A 19885-nucleotide genomic window follows, 5' to 3' on the forward strand; every position below is an offset into this window, starting at 1 on the left:
CTCCCCGACAGACTGGGGCCTGCTACCGGGCGCTCCGGTGCCTACCCGGACGGGACTCTCACCCGCTGGCCTGGTCCAGCTTCCAGGACGCAACATGAGCCGAACCTACCGAAGAGTTCGCCCGCCCCGCCCACCTGCCGGGGGCACCGCGATTTCAAATGGAAGTTGCGGGGGTTGTCCACAGCCTCCGGCGTGTCGGTGACCGACCCGCCGGATCCGCAAGTTCCATTGAAACCGAAGGTCCGATTTTCCGGTTGAAATTTCGGATTCCGAGGGGGTCAGCGCGAGCGGTCTGCCGACGGCTCCGCCTCGGCGTCGACGAGTTCGGCGACCTCGGCCGCGTCGTTCGCTCCGTCGATCTCGTTCGAGTCGGTCTCGTTCGGGTCGGTGTCGAACGGGTCGATCAGATCGGCGAGGTCGCCGAGGTCGCGCAGGAGGCGCTCCAGGCGCGCCGGGTCGGCGTCGTCGGGGTGCAGGGCCGCGAGCACCCAGTCGTTCTCCAGCCACACCACCGTGACGTCGTGCCCGATCTCCTCGGTCGCGTCCACCAGGTCCGGCGTCACCAGCGGCCGGGCCGCCGCCACCTCGGTTACGAAGGCGTACCGCGAGCCGACCGGGCCGAGCAGGTCCAGCCCGGAATCCTGCGGCACCGGCACGTCGGGCAGCCACAGCTCGATGGTGGCCGGGTAGCTCCGCCGGCAGCGGATGGCGACCAGCACCGCGGCGACCTTGCCGTTTACGTCGAGGTCGAGGACGTACACCTGGCGGCGTCCGTCGGTGGTGAAGGTCGAGCCGGCCACCACGTCGGTGGCCGTCACGCCGTTGTACTGGGCGAGCACGCCGCGCTCCCACCTGTTCGGCAGGACCTGATCGGCCTCGGCGAACTGCCAGCCGCGCAATGCGGCCCAGCGGCGTCGCTCCCGGTTGTTCGACGCGCGCTGGGATCGGTCGGCGATCAGCAGCGCGACGCCCGCACCGATGGCGACGACGGCGATGACGAACCAGAGCCACGCAGGTATGCCCACACTGCGCAGGGTAGTCCGATCATCGCCGAACACGAAGATCACCTGGACATCCGGTGCGGAAACGCCCCATCGGTTGAACCTGAACTGGGAAAACGCATCACGGAGAGGTGCGGTCGGGGCGATGTGCTCCGACCGCACCTCCGATCAGGTGGTTCAACCGCCGATCGTCTGGCCGATCCGGTCCCGGACCGCCACCGGGTCGGCGAAGGTGTCGGGCTCGTCGCCGCAAATGGACGTCCTCGGCGCCGCCGAAGTGCTAGTTTCGCCGATCTGCTCTCAGCGCCCGGCCGAGTCAGGGATCAGCGCCGGACCGCCGGAGTCGCCCTGGCAGGCTGACACCTGGTCACCGCCGGCCGCGCAGGCAGATGTCGACGCTGCCGTCGGTCTTGGCGCACTTCGCGTCGGCACCTCGGGGTGTCGAACTGCTCCAGTTCGCGCGGGAACACCGGCATCCCCCGCATTCGGACCGCTGCACTCGCGACCCAGCCGATCACCCAGGCGTCCTTGCCGGGCACCTGGGCGGATTCCGCGATCCGCACCGACGGCAGGTCGACGGGCCGACCGAGTTCCAGCGGCGCGAAGTCGTACTGCGCCAGGAATCCCTTCCGGTACTGCGGGTGCAGGACCTCTCGGCGATCCTGCGCTCCTCGCCGCCGACGGTGTTGACCTGTGAAATCCAGTCCTAGGTCGGCCGGTCAGGAAGGGGCGAAGTTGTCGCAGAGGGTTTGCCACTCGGCCCGGTCCGGGGCGGGCCCGGGCAGCTCCGCGCCTCCCGAGCGCAGGCCTTCGAGTACCAGCCCCAGGTAGCGGGCGCGGAGCTCGGCGCGGCGGAACTCGCTGGCCGGCAACGCCGGGTTGAGGTGCTTGAACAGCATCAGGATGTCCGTCCAGCCCACGTCCGAGCGAAGCTCGCCGGCCCGCTTGGCGGCATCGACCAGGAGCTCGATCTCCTTCGCGACGCGCTGCTGCAGCTCCCGGAACTCCGCCGAGTAGGTGTACTGGTGGTCCATCGGCGGCAGCACGGTGCCGATCCCGGCGCCTTCCCGCAGGCAGCGGCGCATGAACCGGACGAGGGCCTGCCACGGATCGGCTTCCTCGGCGCGGGCCGACTCCGCCTCGTCGACGATCCGCCGGAACGCGGTGATGCGGACCTGCTCGATCAGCTCCTGCTTGCTCGGGTAGCGCCGGTACACGCTCGCCACGCCGACCCCCGCGCGCTTGGCGACCTCGGCCATCGGCGCCGCGAAGCTCTGCTCGGCGAACACCTCGCGAGCTGCGGCGATGACCTGGTCGTCGTACCGCGTGGATCTGTTCGCTGTGGCCATTGCCACAGCATACGCCGGACCGGAATGATCCATTCCGCTGCTGAGTTGAACCGGACCGGAATCATCCGTTCCGTTCCGGCTGACTGCACGAGCAGGCCGCCGCGGCTGTTGGAAGCAGGGGATAGACATGACCACCACGGAGCTCGTCCAGCCCCGCAGCGGCACCCGAGCGCTCCTCCGCCGCCGCACCCTGTCCCGGCCAGCCTCGTTCTGGTTCATCGGCGCGCTGTACGCCCTGTTCCTGATGGCCTCCACCGCGCCATCCCCGATGTACTCGATCTACCAGCAGCGCTGGCACTTCACGACCACGGTTCTCACCGAGGTCTTCGCCGTCTACGCGGTGGTCATCCTGCTCACGCTGGTGCTGTTCGGATCCCTGTCCGACCACATAGGCCGAAAGCCGGTGCTGCTGGCCGGGCTCGTGCTGGAGATCGCCTCGATGCTGGTGCTCGCGGTCGCGCCAGGCGTCGGCTGGCTGCTGGCGGGTCGGGCGCTGCAGGGCCTGGCCACTGGGTTGGCGACCAGCGCGATCAGCGGCGCCCTGCTCGACTTCCAGCGCCCGGGCTCGAACCACGGATCGCTGATCAACGGAGTTTCCGCGGGCCTGGGCATGGCGCTCGGCTCGTTGCTGGCGGGTGCCCTGGTGCAGTTCGTGCCGGGGCCGACGCTGACCAGCTACCTGCTGCTCATCCTCGGTTTCGTGCTCGTGATCCCCGGTGTGCTGCTGATGCCCGAACCGGTCGCGCGACGCGGCGCGCTGCGCGAGGTGCTGCGCCCGCAGCGGCCGACGGTGCCAGCGGGCAAGGCCGGGACGTTCGTGCTGATGGCGACGACGCTGCTCGCCTCGTGGATCGTCGGCGGGATGTTCATGTCCCTCGGGCCGTCGGTGGCCAAGGGCCTGGTCAGCGGAAACCCCTACCTGGTGGGTGGTTTGGCGGTCGCGGTGCTGGCCGGGTTCGGCGGGCTGGCGCAGCTGCTGCTGTCCCGGTGGGAGGCCCGGCGCGCGGTTCGGTTCGGCGCGCCGCTGATGCTCGTCGGGCTCGCCGGGGTGGCAGCCGCCGCGCTGGAGCAGGACGCCGCGGTGTTCTTCTTCAGCTCGGCGGTGCTCGGCACGGGCTGGGGCCTGGTGTTCATGGGCGGTCTCCGGATGCTGACTGGCCTGGCGGCCCCGGAACACCGAGCGGGAACCGCGGCGCTGATCTACGTCGTGGCATACCTGTCGGCCAGCGTCCCCAGCGTCGCCCTGGGATTGCTCAGCACGGCCTTCGGCCTGACCACGGCAACGCTGGCCTTCACCGCGACGGCGGCCGTCTTCGTGACGACGGCGGCCCTCTCCACCTTCGCCCGTCACTGACCGCCAACCCGGCGCGTCCGCCGCAGTCGCTCGTGCAGGGCGCCTTGACCGACTTGGTCGGCAAAGGTGCCCTTCACCTGCAGACCTCCACTGTGGACACCTTGAGGGGGTGGGATGCGAGAGTTGCCTGCACCGTTGGCGCAGTCGCGGGTCGAGCGGGGCGCGGATCTTGTGCCCGCCGGCCGCACCTGGCAATCGCCGGGGTCGGTTGTGACCTGCGATCACCTGGGCTGATCGGGGCTCATAGGCGCACAATCATCGCCAGGTGGCAATTCCAAGCCCGCAGCAGTGCAACGGTTACTGGCCGCGCGGCTGCGATGGCCTGAGCGCGCGGACTTCCGCGGTCGGAACGTGGCCTGGTACCGGGACCCGGCAGGCAACCTGCGCGGCCCCCTAAGAACCCGAGCCCGAGGCGGACTTCTACGGCACTCGCGTGAAACCGGCAGCCGATGCGGAGGACCAATTCCCGCATTACCTGCTCCGGGTCCTGCTAACCGCCACCGCGACCACGCTGGAGATCAGATCTCCCTAAGCGAATGCCGGACAAGGGGCGCCCGTGGCTCGGTTCGCCGGGTCGCGGGTGCCCCTCGCCTTCCCCTGTCAGGTCGGGGTGACCACGAGGGATTCGTTGTCGTCCGTGGTGTCGACCCGGACCTTGTCGCCCTCCCGGATTTCTCCCGCCAGGAGCTTCCGGGCCAATTGGTCGCCTATCGCCGACTGGACCAGGCGGCGCAGCGGTCGGGCCCCGTAGACCGGGTCGAAACCGTTGAGCGCCAACCAGTCCCGGGCCGCCGGTTGCACATCGAGGGTCAGCCGGCGCTGCGCCAGGCGCTGGGCCAGGCGCTCCACCTGGATGTCCACGATGGACGTCAGCTCGTCCGTGGACAGCGAGTGGAACACCACCACGTCGTCCAGCCGGTTCAGGAACTCCGGCTTGAAGTGCCTGCGAACCACCGAACGCACCGCCTCCTCGCGCTCCTGCTCGCTGAGGTTCGGGTCCGCGATCGCCTGCGAGCCGAGGTTCGAGGTCAGCACCAGGATCGTGTTGCGGAAGTCCACCGTGCGGCCCTGGCCGTCGGTGAGCCGCCCGTCGTCGAGCACCTGCAGCAGCACGTCGAAGACGTCCGAATGGGCCTTCTCCACCTCGTCGAACAGCACCACCGAGTACGGCCGCCGCCGCACCGATTCGGTCAGCTGCCCGCCCTGGTCGTAGCCGACGTAGCCGGGCGGGGCACCGACCAGCCGGGCCACCGAGTGCTTCTCGGCGTACTCGCTCATGTCGATGCGGATCATCGCCCGCTCGTCGTCGAACAGGAACCCGGCCAGCGCCTTGGCCAGCTCGGTCTTGCCGACGCCGGTCGGCCCGAGGAACAGGAACGAGCCGGTCGGCTTGTCCGGGTCGGCGACCCCGGCACGCGTCCGGCGCACCGCGTCGGACACCGCCCGCACCGCCTCGGACTGCCCGACGACGTGCCTCTCCAGCTCGTCCTCCATCCGCAGCAGCTTGGCGGTTTCGCCCTCCAGCAAGCGGCCAGCTGGGATGCCGGTCCACGCGCTGACCACATCCGCGACGTCGTCCGCGGTGACCTCTTCCTGCAGCATCGCCTTGCGCTCGGATTGCGTCTGCGCGGCCGCTTCGAGTTCCTTCTCCAGCGCTGGGATGCGGCCGTAGCGCAGCTCGGCGGCCTTGCCGAGGTCGCCGTCGCGCTCGGCGCGCTCGGACTCGCCGCGCAGCTGCTCCAGCTGGGTCTTCAGGCCGCGGACCGTTTCGATGGATTCCTTCTCCTGATGCCACCGCGCGGTCAGCTCGGACAGCTTCTCGCGTCGGTCGGCGAGTTCGGCGCGCAGTGCGGCCAGCCGCTCCAGCGAGGCCGGGTCGTCCTCTTTGGACAGCGCCATCTCCTCGATCTCCAGCCGCCGTACGGCGCGTTCGACCTCGTCGATCTCCACCGGTCGGGAGTCGATCTCCATGCGCAGCCGCGACGCGGCCTCGTCGACCAGGTCGATGGCCTTGTCCGGCAGGAACCGGGCGGTGATGTAGCGGTCAGACAGGGTGGCCGCGGCGACCAGCGCGCCGTCGGTGATCCGCACGCCGTGGTGCACCTCATAGCGCTCCTTGAGGCCGCGCAGGATCGCGACGGTGTCCTCCGGGCTCGGCTCGCCGACCAGCACCTGCTGGAAGCGGCGCTCCAGCGCGGCGTCGGTCTCGATGTGCTCGCGGTACTCATCGAGCGTTGTCGCGCCGACCATGCGCAGCTCGCCGCGCGCCAGCATCGGCTTGATCATGTTGCCGGCGTCCATCGCGCCCTCGCCAGAGGCACCGGCACCGACGATGGTGTGCAGCTCATCGATGAAGGTGATGACCTGACCGGCCGATTCGGTGATCTCCTTGAGCACCGCCTTGAGTCGCTCCTCGAACTCGCCGCGGTACTTCGCGCCGGCCACCATCGAGCCGAGGTCCAGCGCCACGACGCGCTTACCGCGCAACGATTCCGGCACGTCTCCGGCGACGATGCGCTGGGCCAGGCCCTCCACGATGGCGGTCTTGCCGACGCCGGGCTCACCGATGAGCACCGGGTTGTTCTTGGTGCGGCGGGACAGCACCTGCACGACGCGCCGGATCTCGGCGTCGCGGCCGATCACTGGGTCGAGCTCGCCCTTCCGGGCGCGGTCGGTGAGGTCTTGGCCGTACTTTTCCAGCGCCTTGTAGGTGCCTTCGGGATCCGGGCTGGTCACCCGCGCCGACCCGCGCACCTTGCTGAAGGCCTCGGTCAGCGCTTCCGGCGTCGCGCCGTGCTTTCGCAGCAGGTCGGCGACCCGGCCGCCTTCGGCGGCGAGCCCGACCAGCAAGTGCTCGGTGGAGACGTACTCGTCGCCCATCTCGGTGGCGAGCCGTTGGCTGTGCGTCAGCGCCCTGACCGCGTCGCGGGAGAGCTGCGGCGCGGACACCGTGCTGCCGCTGGCCGTCGGCAGCTTGTTGATGAGCCGCTCCAGCTCGCGGCGCACTTCCGTCGGGTCGGCGCCGACGGCGGTCAGCAGCGGCGCGGTCAGCCCGTCGCCCTGGGCGAGCAGAGCGCCGAGTAGCTGTCCGGGGTCGACGTCCGGGTTGCCGGCCACGGTCGCGGCCTGCACCGCGGACGAGATCGCCTGCTGGGTCTTGGTCGTCGGGTTGAACGCGTCCATTCCTCACCTCGTCGCCGGGTGGCTGGTGCGAGTCCGTCATCTCTCGCACCAACCATCTTATACATCGTTAACGTGAGGAAAGTTGAGCGAGTTCCACTCAAGGCGAGTGAGTTCAGGCACGGGTCGGGAGAGGTGCCGATTTGGGCGTCCGGGACCAGGCGGCTGGTGGCGGTGCCGGTGGTCTTGATGCCGCCGATGATGACGGCCGGCCGGGGCATTGCGTGAACTTCGACCCCGCGCCCGCCGCGCTCGGCGAGATCATCTCCGGCGCGTTCACGCCGGAAGCAGGATTCGGCGGCATGATCGGCATGCTGATCGTCGGCTTCCAGCGCGCTGCTTTCTCCAACGAGGCCGGGCTCGGCTCGGCGCCCATCGCGCACTCCGCGGTGTACCAAGCACCCGGCGACCGAGGTCCTGGTCGCCCTGCTGGAGCCGTTGATCGGCCACGATGATCACCTGCACCGTGACGGCGCTGACCGTCGTCATCACCAAGACGCAGTTTTGGATGGACGCGCAGCCGCAGGTGCTGGCCGGCTGCGATACCCCGCACGACGTCACGGTCAGCTCGGAGTCCTTCGCCACGGTGCTGCCGTGGTTGCCCGACGTCCTCACGCTGGCAGTCGCGGTGTTCGCCTCCTACAGATCATCGCCTGGGCTACTACGGCCAGCACGCGTGGCTGTCTTCGGTGGGGGCAAGACCAGCGAGCGCATCTACAACGTGGTGTTCTGCCTGTCCACCGTGGTCGGCTCGGTGCCGACCACCCGCACCGCAACGCAAGGAAGAGGTTGAACAACGATCATTGAAATTGCGGGAAACCTCAGTCCTCGCGGACGGCTTGTATGTCGATCTCCACCTTCAGCGTCGTGCCGATCGCGGCTATACCCGTTTGCAGGGCCTGATTGAACGTCATCGCGAAGTCCTCGCGACGCAGCTGCGTCGTCGCCGTCGCCGACGCCCGGGTGCCGCCCCACGGGTCCGGGCCGACCCCGGCGAACCGGGTGTCCAGCCGCACCGGTCGGGTCAGCCCGCACAGCGTCAGCTCGCCGTCCAGGTCCCAGCGGTCGCTGCCGCGCGGGCGCAGACCCGTGGACCGGAAGGTGATCTCGGGGTGCCGCTCGACGTCCAGGAAGTCCACGTTCCGCAGGTGGTCGTCGCGCATCCCGTTGGCCGTGTCGATGCTGGCCGCCACGATCTGGACATCCACCGCGGACGATTCCACCGGGTTGCCGATGCGGACCTCACCGGCGAACTCGTTGAACCGGCCGTGGATGCTGCTGATCCCCAGGTGCTTGGCGGTGACCTGGATCGACGAGTGCACCGGGTCGATCCGCCACAGCCCGGGCGCCGGCAGGTCGGCCCCGCCGACCCTGCGCAACTCGACCTCGCCGAGGGTGGCCGCCGTCCCGTCGTGCACCAGCGTTGTCCGGGCGACCGGCTCGTACCCGACCGCCGTGACGATGGAGGTGTAGGCACCGGAGTTCAGCCCGGCGGCGACCACCGAGCCCTGCGCGTCGCCCTGCACCCTGGCGACCTGGGTGCCGGTGCCGTCGATGACGGTCAGCACCGCTTCCGGCACCGGCCAGCCGTCGCCGCCGCGCACCGTCGCGGTGACCGCCCCCGAACCGGCCGATGCTGCCCCGGTCGCCACGGCCTGCCGTTGGCCGAGATCCATTTCGAACATCCCCTCTGCGAGTTGAAGGTCTTGGTGGGCGGCGTCCGCCCGAGCGGTGTGGCGAACGGACCGTTGAGACTCGTCAACGACGCGAACGGTCCGTTCGCTCCACCCGCCCGCTGCCGCTGCTCAGTCGGCCTGCGGGTAACCGAGTTCGACGTCGTGCGTGCTCTGCTCACCCGAGAGCCGCAGCGAGGTGGCGACCGGCGGGTATCCGGTCGCGATCACCGTGTACTCGCCGTCCGGCAGGTCGGTGAAGGTGTAGCTGCCGTCGATGTCGGTGGTCGTCGCGCCGACGACCGCGCCGCCGGTGTCCAGCAGCGTCACCCGCGCATCCGGCACCGCGACCCCGAGGTGGGCCGACCGGACCACGCCGCGCAGCTGCGCGCCGGACTGCAACGCGACGTCCAGGGTGGACTGGTCGCCGTCGGCGACTGTGACCGAGTTCGCCACCGGCCGGTAGCCGGGCGCGGTGACGGTCAGCGCGTAGGCCCCACCGACCAGGTCGGCGCACAGGTAGTGCCCGTCCGGTCCGGTACCAACGCTGGCCACGACCTCGCCGCGGACGTCGGTGAGCACCACCATCGCCCCGGCAACGCCCTGCCCGCCAGCGTGCACCAGCCCGGTGAGCCGCCCGGCGCCGAGCAGCTGAACGTCGTGACGCACCGGGTGGTCGCCGACCACGACCATCGACGCGGTCGGCTGGTAGCTGCCGCCGGAGACGATCAGCACGTAGGTGCCGCCGTGGCCGACCATGAGCTTGAACTGCCCGTCGTGGACGGTCCGGGCGCGCTCGACCTGCCGGCCGTTGGCGTCGGTCAGGGTGAGCACCACCCCGGAGACCGGGGTGCCGACGGAGTCCGCGACGGTGCCGTGCACGAACAGCCCGCCACCGTCGCCCGGGGCTGCCAGGTCGCCGGCCAAGTGCTTGCCGTTGGTCGCGTAGCGACGCGGCGCTACCGGCGCTGACCAGGCATCCGAGCGATCATCCACAGAGTTGTCCACAGGTTCGGATGCCAGTCGCGCCGAGTGCGCCCCCACGCCCCCAAGCTGGGCATAGCCGTTCTCAGCGGGACGGGCCACGGCCGAGTTGTCCACAGGCCGGGTGAGGTTGTCCACAGCGTCGTCGTGCGCGGCCACGGCAGCCGCCTCCCTTTGCTCATGACTGTCGATCGAGGTGCGCAGCGGCGTCTCGCGGATGAAGATCACCGCGAGGAAGGTTACCAACGCGATGCACGCGGCGACGAAGAAAATGTCGCCGATCGCGTCGCCGTAGGCCGCCCGCACGATGGTCTGCACCGGTTCCGGCAGGTGGTTGACGTCCAGCGAGCCACCGCCGCCCGAGCCTGCTGCCTGCGCCGCGCCGGGGATCTTCGACAGGCCGCGCATGATGTAGTCCGAGACCTGGGTAGCCAGCACCGCGCCAAGGACCGAGACACCGGCCGAACCACCCAGGGTCCGGAAGAACGTCACTACCGAGGTCACCGACCCCATGTCCTTGCCGCTGGTGGAATTCTGCACCGCCAGCACCAGGTTCTGCATCAGCATGCCGAGGCCGACACCCATCAGGAACAGGTAGACCCCGACGAGCACCAGGTCCGTTTCGTGGTCGATGGTGCTCAGCAGCCACATCGACGCGATCATCACGATCGAGCCGATCACCAGGAACGGTTTGATCTTTCCGGTGACCCGGGAAATGATCTGGCCGGACACGGTCGAGGAGATGAACAGGCCGCCGACCATCGGAAGCGTCATCAGCCCCGCGGTGGTCGGGGTGAAGCTCCGCGCGATCTGGAAGTACTGGCCCAGGAACACCGCACCACCGAACATCGCGGTGCCGACCGCAACGGTGCCGATGGTGGCCAGCGCGACCGTCGCGTTGCGGAACATCCGCAGCGGCACGATCGGCTCGCTGACCTTGGTCTCGATGACCACCGCGATGATCAGCGCGAGCAGGCCGCCGCCGACGTAGGACGCGGTCTCCACCGACCACCATTCGAACTGCTTGCCGGCCAGCGAGACCCAGACCAGCAGCAGGCTCACGCCGCCGACCAGGAACAGCGCGCCAAACCAGTCGATCTTGACGGGGCGCTTGATCACCGGCAGCTTCAGCGTCCGGCCCAGCACGATGAAGGCGATCACCGCGATCGGCACGGTCACCCAGAAGCACCAGCGCCAACCCAGCCACGGGGTGTCCACGATCAGGCCGCCGACGAGCGGCCCGCTGACCGTGGCGACCGCGAAGGTGGCGCCGATGTAGCCGCTGTAGCGACCGCGGTCGCGCGGCGAGACCATCGCCGCGATCACGACCTGGATCAGCGCCTGCAGGCCGCCCATGCCGATGCCCTGCAGGGCGCGGAAGCCGATGAGCGTCTCCATCGACTGCGCGAACCCGCCGAGCACCGAGCCGACGCTGAAGATCGTGATGGCCAGCTGGTAGAGCAGCTTCTTGCTGAACAGGTCGGAGAGCTTGCCCCAGATCGGGGTGGATGCGGTCGAGGTGAGCAGCATCGCCGTGACCACCCAGGTGTACTGGTTCTGGGTGCCGCCCAGGTCGGCGATGATCCGGGGCAGCGCGTTCGAGACGATCGTCGAGCTGAGGATGGCGACCAACAGCGCCAACATCAGACCCGACATCGCCTCAAGGATCTGCCGATGCGTCATCGACGATCCCGCAGCGGGCTCGTCGCGCCCGTCCCGGCGGGCCGGCGCTATCGCGTCCGGCGCCGTCTCCGTCGAGCTGGTCATCGAGTTCCTTCCTTGGTCACGGAGTCGGCAGCGCAGACTCCGTCGTTGATCGTGTAGCGACGGATGTCGTCCATCGCGTCCCCCAGCAGTCCGGCGAGTTCGCGGACCTTGTCGTCGTCCCAGTGGGCCAGGGCCTCGCCGATCCACTCCGCCTTCCGGCGTTCGAGCTCGGCCACGGCGCGCTCGCCGCCGGGCGTGGCGCGCAGCAGGGCTACTCGCCGGTCCGCCGGGTCGGGCCGGCGGGTGATGAGGCCGGCGTGTTCGAGCTGGGCCACCTGGCGGCTCACCACGGACGCGTCAACGATCCGGTGGTGAGCGAGGTCGGAGGCCCGGCATTCGCCGCGGAAGACGAGTTCGGTGAGCAACCCGGCGGCCGCGTACGGCACGTGCTCTGCCGTGAACTGCCCCCGCTGCATGGCCACCTGTTTGAGCCCGAGCATCGCCCGAAGCGGTCGGAGCAGCTCGGCGCAGGTCTCGTGTGTCGGTCCCATGAGCTCAATCCTTTAGTTGCTGCACGCAACTATAAGCTCATTTAGTTGCGCGCCGCAACTTGTCAGAATGTGATGCCACGCACCGGAAGGATCAAGAACCCAGGAGAAGGGCACCCGGTCGGAAAATGCGAGAGGGGCACCCGCGCCCCAGTTACCGGGTCACGGATGCCCCGCACCTCGTGAAACGTGCTCACATCATGGCGTTGAGCTTGCCCAGGAGTCGGGCCAGATCCTTGAGGTCCTGGGTGGACCAGCTGGCGAACTGGCCGTGCAGGTGCTTGCGGCGCTCAGCGCGCATCTGCGCCAGCCGCTCGCGCCCGAGGTCGGAGAGCTGGATGCGGCGAGCCCTGCCGTCGTCGGGATCCGGCACCCGCTCCAGCAGATCCAGGTCCACCAGGGTCGCGATCTGCCTGCTCACCGTGGACTTGTCCAGCCCGGTACGGTCCGCGACGTCCATGCCGCGCAGCGGTCCCGCGTCGTCGACCATCAGCAACAGGCTGTAAGAGGCGGGATCCAGGTCCGGGTGCACGTGCGCGGCCACGGCGGTCGACAGGTTCCGGGCACGGCGGAACATCAGCACCAACTCGCGCTCGACGGACTCAGCCGCGCAACGCCGGTCGACGCCTTCCGCGCGCACCCCGCCGGTCGAGCTCGGCGCCTCGTCCTCGATCACAGCTCTCCCACCCGCACCGCCGACGACCACGGCGGCACCAACCGCCGACCCGCAAGTCAACGCTAGTCCGTTTCGCCCCACTCTAAGAAGCGCCTGTCTCGAACTCAATTTGCGTGGCGGCGCGGGTCGCGGAACCTCAGACGCCCCTGGGCTGCGGGATCCCCAACTTGCGTATCGACCAATACTCGGCACCGAAGCTGTCCGTCGCCAGACGCCGCCCGCAGCGATGCCGGTTGCGAGGATGGGCTCAGCAGTCCTGGCCGCCCACCGGTTCGGGCCGGTGCCACGGCCGCGGCATGCCCTTGGACTCGAAGTAGTCGCCGCCCTTGCGCTTGACGTCGTCGGTGCCCCAGCTGCGCTGGCGCAGCACCGGCACCATCCGCGGGATGTGCTTTCGGCAGTGGATGTAGGCCTCCTCGATCTGCACCACGACCCAGCGCTCGGGTGTGCGGCTGCGGTCGAACTCGGCGGGCAACGCGGGGTGGATGGCGCGCAGGCCGGCATCGTCGACGATGCGGGCCTTGCCGTTGACGTGCAGGCCAATCAGGTCGGTCACGAAGTCCACCAACAGGATCCCGATGTGCGGGTTCTCACTGATGTTTCCCAAGCTGGCCAGCACACCGTTGCCCCGGTACTCCGGGTAGCAGAGGTGCCGGTCGTCGAGGACCACCATGAACCCGGCCGGGCCGACGCGCAGGCTGGAGTCGCACTCGCCGTGCCGGTCGGAGGTGGCCACGAACGCCATCTCCATCCGCCCGATGAACTCCTTCATCAGCGGATTCAGGTGGTCCAGCACCTGGTCGTCGTAGAACTTCCGGGCGCGCTTCTCGGTGCCGTAGGCGCGCTGCAGCAGGTGTTCACCCGCCGAACCGGGCGGCCGAACCGGACCGTCCTCGACGAACGGGTCGCGCGGTGGCGCGTCGAGCTCCTGGCCGCGCTGCTGGATCGGGGACGCGACCTGCCAGGACTCGTTCGGGGTGGGCGGGCCTGAGAGCTCCAGCTCCAACAGTGCCGCGTCGGCAGTACCGGTCGGGGCTAGGTGGTCGGGGATCACGAGCGTCACCGTGTCACGTACACCTCTCTGCTAACAACGCTGGATCCTAGGTTCCCTCGACAGGTCCGTGCATTATCTACGTGAAGTAGTTAAGAAGCACTCAAAAGTGGCATCAAGGCAGACGCGTCACGAGGCACAAGTTAGGGTCCACCCTGTGTCGGGGGACGCTTGCAAGTAGTGGTGTGCCTGCCTGGGTACGACCGCCAACGTGGAGAAGACTGCCCCGAACCATGACAGCGAACGCCGTACTGAGCCCTGGACCCCCGAACCACGAGCCGTCGAACTCCGGTGTGAGCAAGATGGTTCGCCTCATCCGCGAGAGCTTCGCAGTCGTCGAGCCGCGAACCGACGATGTGACGAGGTTCTTCTACGGCATGCTCTTCAGCCTCTCACCGGCCACCCGCGACCTGTTCGCGGTGAACATGGAAGTGCAGCGCAGCAGACTGCTGCGGGCGCTCGTGCACGTGATCCAGATGGTCGACAGGCCGGACGAGCTGCTGCCGTTCTTGCACCAACTCGGCCGCGACCACCGCAAGTTCGGCGTGGTCACGGCGCACTACGAGGCGGTGGGCACCGCGCTGCTCGCCTCGATCAAGAAGTACGCCGGCGACGCCTGGACCGACAACGTGGAGCGCGCCTGGGCCGAGGCCTACACCGTGATGGCCTCCGCGATGACCGAGGCGGCCGCCGCCGACGACGGCCCCGCCTGGTACACCGGCCAGATCGTGCACCACGAGCGGCTCAGCTGGGACGTCGCGGTGATCCGCGTCCAGCCCGACCACCCGGTGCCGTACCAGCCTGGCCAGTACGTGAGCGTGGAGGTGCCGCAGCGGCCCCGGCTGTGGCGCTACCTGAGCCCCGCCAACGCGCCGAGCGAGGACGGGATCATGGAGTTCCACGTCCGGTCAGTGGAACGCGGCTGGGTCAGCCGCGCGCTGGTCGGGCACGCCCGCCCCGGCGACCAGTGGCGGATCGGCTCGCCGATGGGGAGGCTGACCGTGGACCGGGCGACCTCGCCGGACGCCCTGATGATCGCCGGCGGTACGGGAGTGACCCCGATACGTGCGATCATCGACGACCTCGCGCAGTACGGGGAGAACCCGCGCGTGCAGCTGTTCTACGGCGGCCGGACCCGCGAGGACCTCTACGACCTGGAGAACCTCCAGCGCATCGCGATGCACAACCCGTGGCTGACGATCACGCCGGTAGTGGAGGACGACCCGGGCGTCTCGGGCGCGGAGCACGGCACGCTCGCCGAGGCGGTGACCCGCTACGGCGCGTGGCAGGACTGGGACGTCCTGGTCAGCGGCTCGCCGGGGATGATCCGGGCCACGGTCTCCCGGATGCTCGTCGCGGGCACGCCCCTCGACCACATCCGCTACGACCCGTTCACCCTGGACTGATCACCGCCCGAGGACCGAGCAAGTGAGGGGCGCCTTCGACCGACCTGGCCGAAGGCGCCCCCTCACTCGTGGGCAACGCGCCGTTCGAGCAGGAATTCGGCAGCTCGGGCCAGGACCTCGCGTCGGGTGCGCTCGCCGTGGTCCACGACGAGGTAGTGGTGGCCGGTCACCAAGCAGAACAGCAGCATGCTGCGGGTTTCGACCTCCTCGGGATCCGAGCATTAGCTGCCGAACAGCTCCCGCGGTTAGGCCAGGCGCTTGTCGTCGACGCGGCGGAGGCGCTCGGCGACGGTTTCGTCCCACCGCGCCCAGTCTCCGACCGCGAGGTCGATCGGTAGCAGGCGGTCGTCGAAGACGGTGAGCATGCCCGCCCGCCAGATCTTGGTCCGCGCGGCTCCGCCTTCAGCCAGGTAACGCGCCAGGACGCGGGCTGGGAGCCGCTGGCAGGAGGCACGAACGCGAAGGGCGCCTGATGGTCGCCTCGCGGTCATCAGGCGCCCTTCCAGCGTTGCTATCGCCAGCGGTCAGCGCCGTTTGCGGTCTGGTTTCCAGACGACCAGGGCCGTTTCCTGGCGGATGGGGACCAGGTCCCGGCGGTAGGAGGCGTGCACCGCGGCCGCCGCCTGTTCGGCCGCCGCATGGGCCGCCGCCACCTCTTCGGCCAGTTCCTGGACCTTGGCGCGGAGCGCATCGACCTCGTTCTCAAGATCGATGATCCGCTTGATGCCCGCCAGGTTCACACCCTCCTCCTGGGAGAGGCGCTGCACCTCGCGGAGCAGGGCGATGTCTCGCAGGGAGTAGCGGCGGCCGCCCGCAGGGGTGCGCCCGGGCGAGACCAGACCCAGTCGGTCGTAGCTGCGCAGGGTCTGCGCGTGCAGCCCGGACAGCTGCGCGGCCACCGAGATCACGAACATCGGCGTGTCCTCGTTGGCCCCCGGCGGGAACCCGAAGCCCGGATCCATTGGGCGACCGGCCATGACTACCTCCCGAGCAGCTCGTTCAGGTCGCGGCGCGGATCGTGGTCGGCGGTCGCCTTCGCGTAGTCCGTCAGCGCCTCGGCCGCCTTGTCGTCCAATTTGGACGGAACCGCGACCTGCAACGTCACCAGGAGATCCCCGCTGCTGCCGTCCTTCTTGCCCACGCCCTTGCCGCGCACCCGGAAGGTGCGGCCGCTGCCGGTCCCAGCCGGGACCTTCAGCGACACCTTTCCGTCCAGGGTCGGCACGGTCAACGTAGTGCCCAGCGCCAGCTCGGGAAAGGTGACGGGAACCGTGATCGTCAGGTCGTCACCGGAACGTCCGAACACCCGGTGCGGGCTGACGTGCACCACCACGTACAGATCGCCCGCGGCGGCGCCCTGCCGACCGGGTTCGCCCTGTCCCGCCAACCTGATCCGCTGCCCGTTGGAAACCCCGGCCGGGATCCGCACCGTCAGCGTCCGGCTGCGGGTGCTGACCCCTTCGCCGCGGCAGTCCGGGCACGGGGCGTCGATCAGCTGGCCGCGACCCCGGCAGTCCGGGCACGGCTCGCTGAACGCGAACGCACCCTGGTTGCGCGTCACCAGCCCGGAACCAGAGCAGGTCGTGCAGGAACGCGGCCGGGTGCCCGGCTTGGCACCCGAACCGTGGCAGGTCGGGCAGCTCACCGGGCTGGACAACCGCAGCGGAACCGTGGCCCCGCGCACCGCCTCGGCGAAGTCGATGCGCACCTCGGTCTCCACGTCGGCGCCGCGCTTCGGGCGGTTCGCCGTGGTGGCACCGGGGCGGCGACCACCGAACAGGCCGCCGAAGAGGTCGCCGAGCCCGCCGCCACCACCGCCCCCGGCACTGCCGAAGAGATCACCGATGTCGAAGCCGCCGGTGCCACCCGGACCGCCGAAACCACCGAAACCGCCCTGGCCGCCGCCGAAACCGCCAGCACCGAACAGCTTCCGGGCCTCGTCGTACTGCTTTCGTTTGTCCGGGTCGGAGAGCACCCCGTAGGCCTCGGAGACGGCCTTGAACTTGGCTTCAGCCTGGGCGTTGCCGGGGTTGGCGTCGGGGTGGTTCTCCCGCGCCAGCTTCCGGTACGCCTTCTTGATCTCTTCGGCCGAAGCCGCGGAGGAGACGCCCAGCTCGGCGTAGAAATCCTTCTCAAGCCATTCCCTGGCGCTCACCGGGCGTTCCTCCCTCCGTTGCTCATCAACCCTGCTCGGACTGGTTCTCGCCGGTCGCCGGTTCGGCGGGCTCGGCGGCCGGCTCGTGGTCGGTCACCGCGACCATCGCCGGACGCAGCACCCGGTCGCCGAACCGGTAACCGCGGCGCAGAACAGTCGTCACGGTCGGCCCTTGCACGTCCGGCGAGGTGCTGTGCTGCACCGCCTCGTGCACCGACGGGTCGAACTCGTCGCCTTCCGCGCCGAAGGGCTCCAGCCCGGCCGAGTTCAACGTCGCGACCAGTTTGTCCGCCACTGCCTTGAACGCGCCGTTGAGGTCGCCGTGGGCCTCGGCGCGATCGAGGTCGTCGAGCACCGTCAGCAGGTCGGCGGCCACCGACGCCTTCGCGCCGACGATCACCGCTTCGCGGTCTCGTTCCACCCGCTTGCGGTAGTTCGCGTACTCCGCGGTGACCCGCTTTAGGTCTGCGGTGAGCTCGTCAACCTGCTGCTGCAGCCCGGCCGAGTCGCCGACAGCTTGCTCGGGCTCGGGCTGCGCGGCCTCCTGCTCGGCGTTCCCGACGATGTCCTCATCGAGGGTGCCGGACATGCTTTCGGCCACCTGCGCCTCTTCTCCGTTCGGAGCAGGCACCCGGCGCTGGCCGGTCACGGGGTCGATGCGCCGCCGATCCCGGACCACCACCGGCTCCTGCTCGCCTTCGTTGCGCGACATTTTCGGCCTGTCCGCAGTCACTTCTTCTTCTCGTCCTCGTCGTCGACGATCTCCGCGTCCACCACGTCGTCTTCCTTCGACGAGCTCGCCCCGGCGGCACCAGCACCGGCGGCACCAGCATCGGCGGCACCCGCACCGGCCGCGGCGTTGACACCCGCGTCGGCGTACAGCGCCTGGCCGAGGGCCTGCGACTCGGTGGCGAGCTTCTCCACGGCTGCGGAGATGGCGGGCACGTCGTCGCCCTTGAGCGCCTCGTTCACCTCGCCGACGGCGGCCTTGACCTTGTCCTTGACGTCGGCCGGCAGCTTCTCGTCGTTCTCCTTGAGGATCTTCTCGGTCTGATAGACCAGCGTCTCGGCCTGGTTGCGGGCCTCGGCCTCCTCGCGACGCTTCTTGTCCTCGTCGGCGTGCGCCTCGGCGTCCTTGACCATCCGGTCGATGTCGTCCTTCGGCAGCGCGGAGCCGCCGGTGATGGTCATCGACTGCTCCTTGCCGGTGCCCAGGTCCTTGGCGGAGACGTGCACGATGCCGTTGGCGTCGATGTCGAAGGTGACCTCGATCTGCGGCATGCCGCGCGGCGCCGGCGGGAGACCGGTGAGCTCGAACATGCCGAGCTTCTTGTTATGCGCGGCGATCTCGCGCTCGCCCTGGAAGACCTGGATCTGGACCGACGGCTGGTTGTCGTCGGCGGTGGTGAAGGTCTCGGAACGCTTGGTCGGGATCGTGGTGTTGCGCTCGATGAGCTTGGTCATGATGCCGCCCTTGGTCTCGATGCCCAGGGACAGCGGGGTGACGTCCAGCAGCAGGACGTCCTTGACCTCACCGCGCAGCACACCGGCCTGCAGGGCGGCGCCGACGGCGACGACCTCGTCCGGGTTGACGCCCTTGTTCGGCTCCCGGCCGCCGGTCAGGTCCTTGACCAGGTCGCTGACCGCGGGCATGCGGGTGGATCCGCCGACCAGCACCACGTGGTCGATGTCGTCGAGCTTGACACCGGCGTCGCGGATGGCCGCCTCGAACGGCTTGCGGCAGCGCTCCAGCAGGTCGGAGGTGATCCGCTGGAACTCGGCGCGGGAGAGCGTCTCGTCCAGGAACAGCGGGTTCTTGTCCGCGTCGACGGTGATGTACGGCAGGTTGATGTTCGCCGTGGAGGAGCTGGACAGCTCGATCTTGGCCTTCTCGGCGGCTTCCTTGATCCGCTGCATGGCCATCCGGTCCTTGGTCAGGTCGATGCCCGACGAGGACTTGAACTTGTCGACCAGCCACTCGACGATGCGCTCGTCCCAGTCGTCACCACCGAGGTGGTTGTCACCGCTGGTGGCCCGCACCTCGACGACGCCCTCGCCGATCTCCAGCAGCGAGACGTCGAAGGTGCCGCCACCGAGGTCGAAGACCAGGATGGTCTGTTCCTTCTCGCCCTTGTCGAGGCCGTACGCCAGCGCGGCGGCGGTGGGCTCGTTGACGATGCGCAGCACGTTGAGGCCGGCGATCTGGCCGGCTTCCTTGGTGGCCTGCCGCTGGGCGTCCTCGAAGTAGGCCGGGACGGTGATCACCGCGTCGGTGACCTCCTCGCCCAGGTACGCCTCGGCGTCCCGCTTGAGCTTCATCAGCACGCGGGCGCTGATCTCCTGCGGCGTGTAGGTCTTGTCGTCGATCTGGACCTTCCAGTCGGTGCCCATGTGCCGCTTGACCGACCGGATGGTGCGGTCCACGTTCGTGACCGCCTGGTTCTTCGCTGGCTGACCGGTGAGGATCTCGCCGTTCTTCGCGAAGGCCACGACGGACGGCGTGGTCCGCGAGCCCTCGGAGTTGGTGACCACCGTCGATTCACCGCCCTCCAGGACGGTAGCGACGGAGTTGGTAGTCCCCAGGTCGAAACCGACCGCTCGCGCCATGCTGCTTTCCTCCCGACTTGTTGCCTGTGCCCAAGGGCCATCCCAAGCCCTTGAGCCTTGCTCACTCAAGTTTTACCCACTGCTCATCATCATCGTCAATCCGCCATTGAGCGCGGGTCACTCAAGCTTTCTGCCAAGACAACGGTTGACCAGCGATGGGAGTTCCGGGGGCAACGCGCGAAGTGACATGGCCA

At 69.1% G+C, this 19885-nt stretch carries 19 protein-coding genes; 5 read left to right on the forward strand and 14 right to left on the reverse strand.

What is annotated here, in order from left to right:
• Positions 1–278: 278 nt before the first annotated feature.
• Positions 279–1067: a hypothetical protein gene (locus tag ACWDKQ_RS11135; RefSeq protein ID WP_450138603.1), complete on the reverse strand. Its 789-nt coding sequence runs from the start codon at positions 1065–1067 to the stop codon at positions 279–281.
• A gap of 323 nt (positions 1068–1390) precedes the next feature.
• On the opposite strand from ACWDKQ_RS11135, the gene ACWDKQ_RS11140 reads away from it, so the two are divergent.
• A complete protein-coding gene (locus ACWDKQ_RS11140) occupies positions 1391–1711 on the forward strand; it encodes a hypothetical protein (protein ID WP_450138604.1) in 321 nt (106 codons plus the stop codon).
• Positions 1712–1720: 9 nt separating this feature from the next.
• Here ACWDKQ_RS11140 and ACWDKQ_RS11145 read toward each other — a convergent pair whose 3' ends face one another.
• Positions 1721–2350 (reverse strand): TetR/AcrR family transcriptional regulator, encoded by a 630-nt coding sequence (locus ACWDKQ_RS11145; RefSeq protein ID WP_450138605.1) that lies wholly within the window; start codon positions 2348–2350, stop codon positions 1721–1723.
• 127 nt (positions 2351–2477) lie between these two features.
• On the opposite strand from ACWDKQ_RS11145, the gene ACWDKQ_RS11150 reads away from it, so the two are divergent.
• A complete protein-coding gene (locus tag ACWDKQ_RS11150; RefSeq protein WP_450138606.1) occupies positions 2478–3704 on the forward strand; it encodes an MFS transporter in 1227 nt (408 codons plus the stop codon).
• A 600-nt stretch (positions 3705–4304) separates the two neighbouring features.
• Here the strand turns inward: ACWDKQ_RS11150 and clpB are convergent.
• Entirely contained in the window at positions 4305–6887 is a 2583-nt protein-coding gene (clpB, locus tag ACWDKQ_RS11155) for an ATP-dependent chaperone ClpB (protein WP_450138607.1), read from the reverse strand.
• 140 nt (positions 6888–7027) lie between these two features.
• On the opposite strand from clpB, the gene ACWDKQ_RS11160 reads away from it, so the two are divergent.
• Together ACWDKQ_RS11160 and ACWDKQ_RS11165 are read left to right on the forward strand one after the other, a co-directional pair.
• A complete protein-coding gene (locus ACWDKQ_RS11160; RefSeq protein ID WP_450138608.1) occupies positions 7028–7339 on the forward strand; it encodes an alanine:cation symporter family protein in 312 nt (103 codons plus the stop codon).
• Positions 7336–7677 (forward strand): hypothetical protein, encoded by a 342-nt coding sequence (locus ACWDKQ_RS11165; RefSeq protein WP_450138609.1) that lies wholly within the window; start codon positions 7336–7338, stop codon positions 7675–7677. The genes ACWDKQ_RS11160 and ACWDKQ_RS11165 overlap by 4 nt, the downstream gene beginning before the upstream one ends.
• A 28-nt stretch (positions 7678–7705) precedes the next feature.
• Here ACWDKQ_RS11165 and ACWDKQ_RS11170 read toward each other — a convergent pair whose 3' ends face one another.
• The 5 genes from ACWDKQ_RS11170 to ACWDKQ_RS11190 form a co-directional block, all read right to left on the reverse strand.
• Positions 7706–8560, reverse strand: coding sequence for a YceI family protein (locus tag ACWDKQ_RS11170; RefSeq protein ID WP_450138610.1), 855 nt, complete (start codon positions 8558–8560; stop codon positions 7706–7708).
• Positions 8561–8689: 129 nt separating this feature from the next.
• The gene (locus ACWDKQ_RS11175; RefSeq protein ID WP_450138611.1) at positions 8690–11308 is read right to left on the reverse strand and encodes an MFS transporter; all 2619 of its coding nucleotides are present in this window, start codon (positions 11306–11308) and stop codon (positions 8690–8692) included.
• Positions 11305–11799, reverse strand: coding sequence for a MarR family winged helix-turn-helix transcriptional regulator (locus ACWDKQ_RS11180; protein ID WP_450138612.1), 495 nt, complete (start codon positions 11797–11799; stop codon positions 11305–11307). Before ACWDKQ_RS11180 ends, ACWDKQ_RS11175 begins: the two co-directional genes overlap by 4 nt.
• A 190-nt stretch (positions 11800–11989) precedes the next feature.
• Complete coding sequence (locus tag ACWDKQ_RS11185; RefSeq protein WP_450138613.1) at positions 11990–12472, reverse strand: MarR family winged helix-turn-helix transcriptional regulator; 483 nt, start codon at positions 12470–12472, stop codon at positions 11990–11992.
• Between the two features lie 247 nt (positions 12473–12719).
• On the reverse strand, positions 12720–13535 hold the full coding sequence (locus ACWDKQ_RS11190; protein WP_450138614.1) for a pyridoxamine 5'-phosphate oxidase family protein: 816 nt from the start codon (positions 13533–13535) through the stop codon (positions 12720–12722).
• A 290-nt stretch (positions 13536–13825) separates the two neighbouring features.
• On the opposite strand from ACWDKQ_RS11190, the gene ACWDKQ_RS11195 reads away from it, so the two are divergent.
• The gene (locus ACWDKQ_RS11195) at positions 13826–14929 is read left to right on the forward strand and encodes an FAD-binding oxidoreductase (protein WP_450138660.1); all 1104 of its coding nucleotides are present in this window, start codon (positions 13826–13828) and stop codon (positions 14927–14929) included.
• Between the two features lie 62 nt (positions 14930–14991).
• On the opposite strand, the gene ACWDKQ_RS11200 is transcribed toward ACWDKQ_RS11195, so the two are convergent.
• From ACWDKQ_RS11200 to dnaK, 6 genes are read right to left on the reverse strand one after another with little or no spacing between them, the layout of a single operon-like run.
• Positions 14992–15117, reverse strand: a complete 126-nt coding sequence (locus ACWDKQ_RS11200) for a hypothetical protein (RefSeq protein ID WP_450138615.1) — start codon at positions 15115–15117, stop codon at positions 14992–14994.
• Between the two features lie 57 nt (positions 15118–15174).
• Positions 15175–15420, reverse strand: coding sequence for a hypothetical protein (locus ACWDKQ_RS11205; RefSeq protein ID WP_450138616.1), 246 nt, complete (start codon positions 15418–15420; stop codon positions 15175–15177).
• 33 nt (positions 15421–15453) lie between these two features.
• Entirely contained in the window at positions 15454–15906 is a 453-nt protein-coding gene (locus tag ACWDKQ_RS11210; RefSeq protein ID WP_044576061.1) for a heat shock protein transcriptional repressor HspR, read from the reverse strand.
• A 2-nt stretch (positions 15907–15908) separates the two neighbouring features.
• Entirely contained in the window at positions 15909–17084 is a 1176-nt protein-coding gene (gene dnaJ / locus ACWDKQ_RS11215) for a molecular chaperone DnaJ (RefSeq protein ID WP_450138617.1), read from the reverse strand.
• Positions 17085–17109: 25 nt separating this feature from the next.
• Positions 17110–17796, reverse strand: a complete 687-nt coding sequence (gene grpE, locus ACWDKQ_RS11220; protein ID WP_450138618.1) for a nucleotide exchange factor GrpE — start codon at positions 17794–17796, stop codon at positions 17110–17112.
• A 17-nt stretch (positions 17797–17813) separates the two neighbouring features.
• Positions 17814–19691: a molecular chaperone DnaK gene (dnaK, locus tag ACWDKQ_RS11225; RefSeq protein ID WP_450138619.1), complete on the reverse strand. Its 1878-nt coding sequence runs from the start codon at positions 19689–19691 to the stop codon at positions 17814–17816.
• Between the last annotated feature and the right edge of the window lie 194 nt (positions 19692–19885).

Source organism: Saccharopolyspora sp. NPDC000995 (assembly GCF_053599315.1).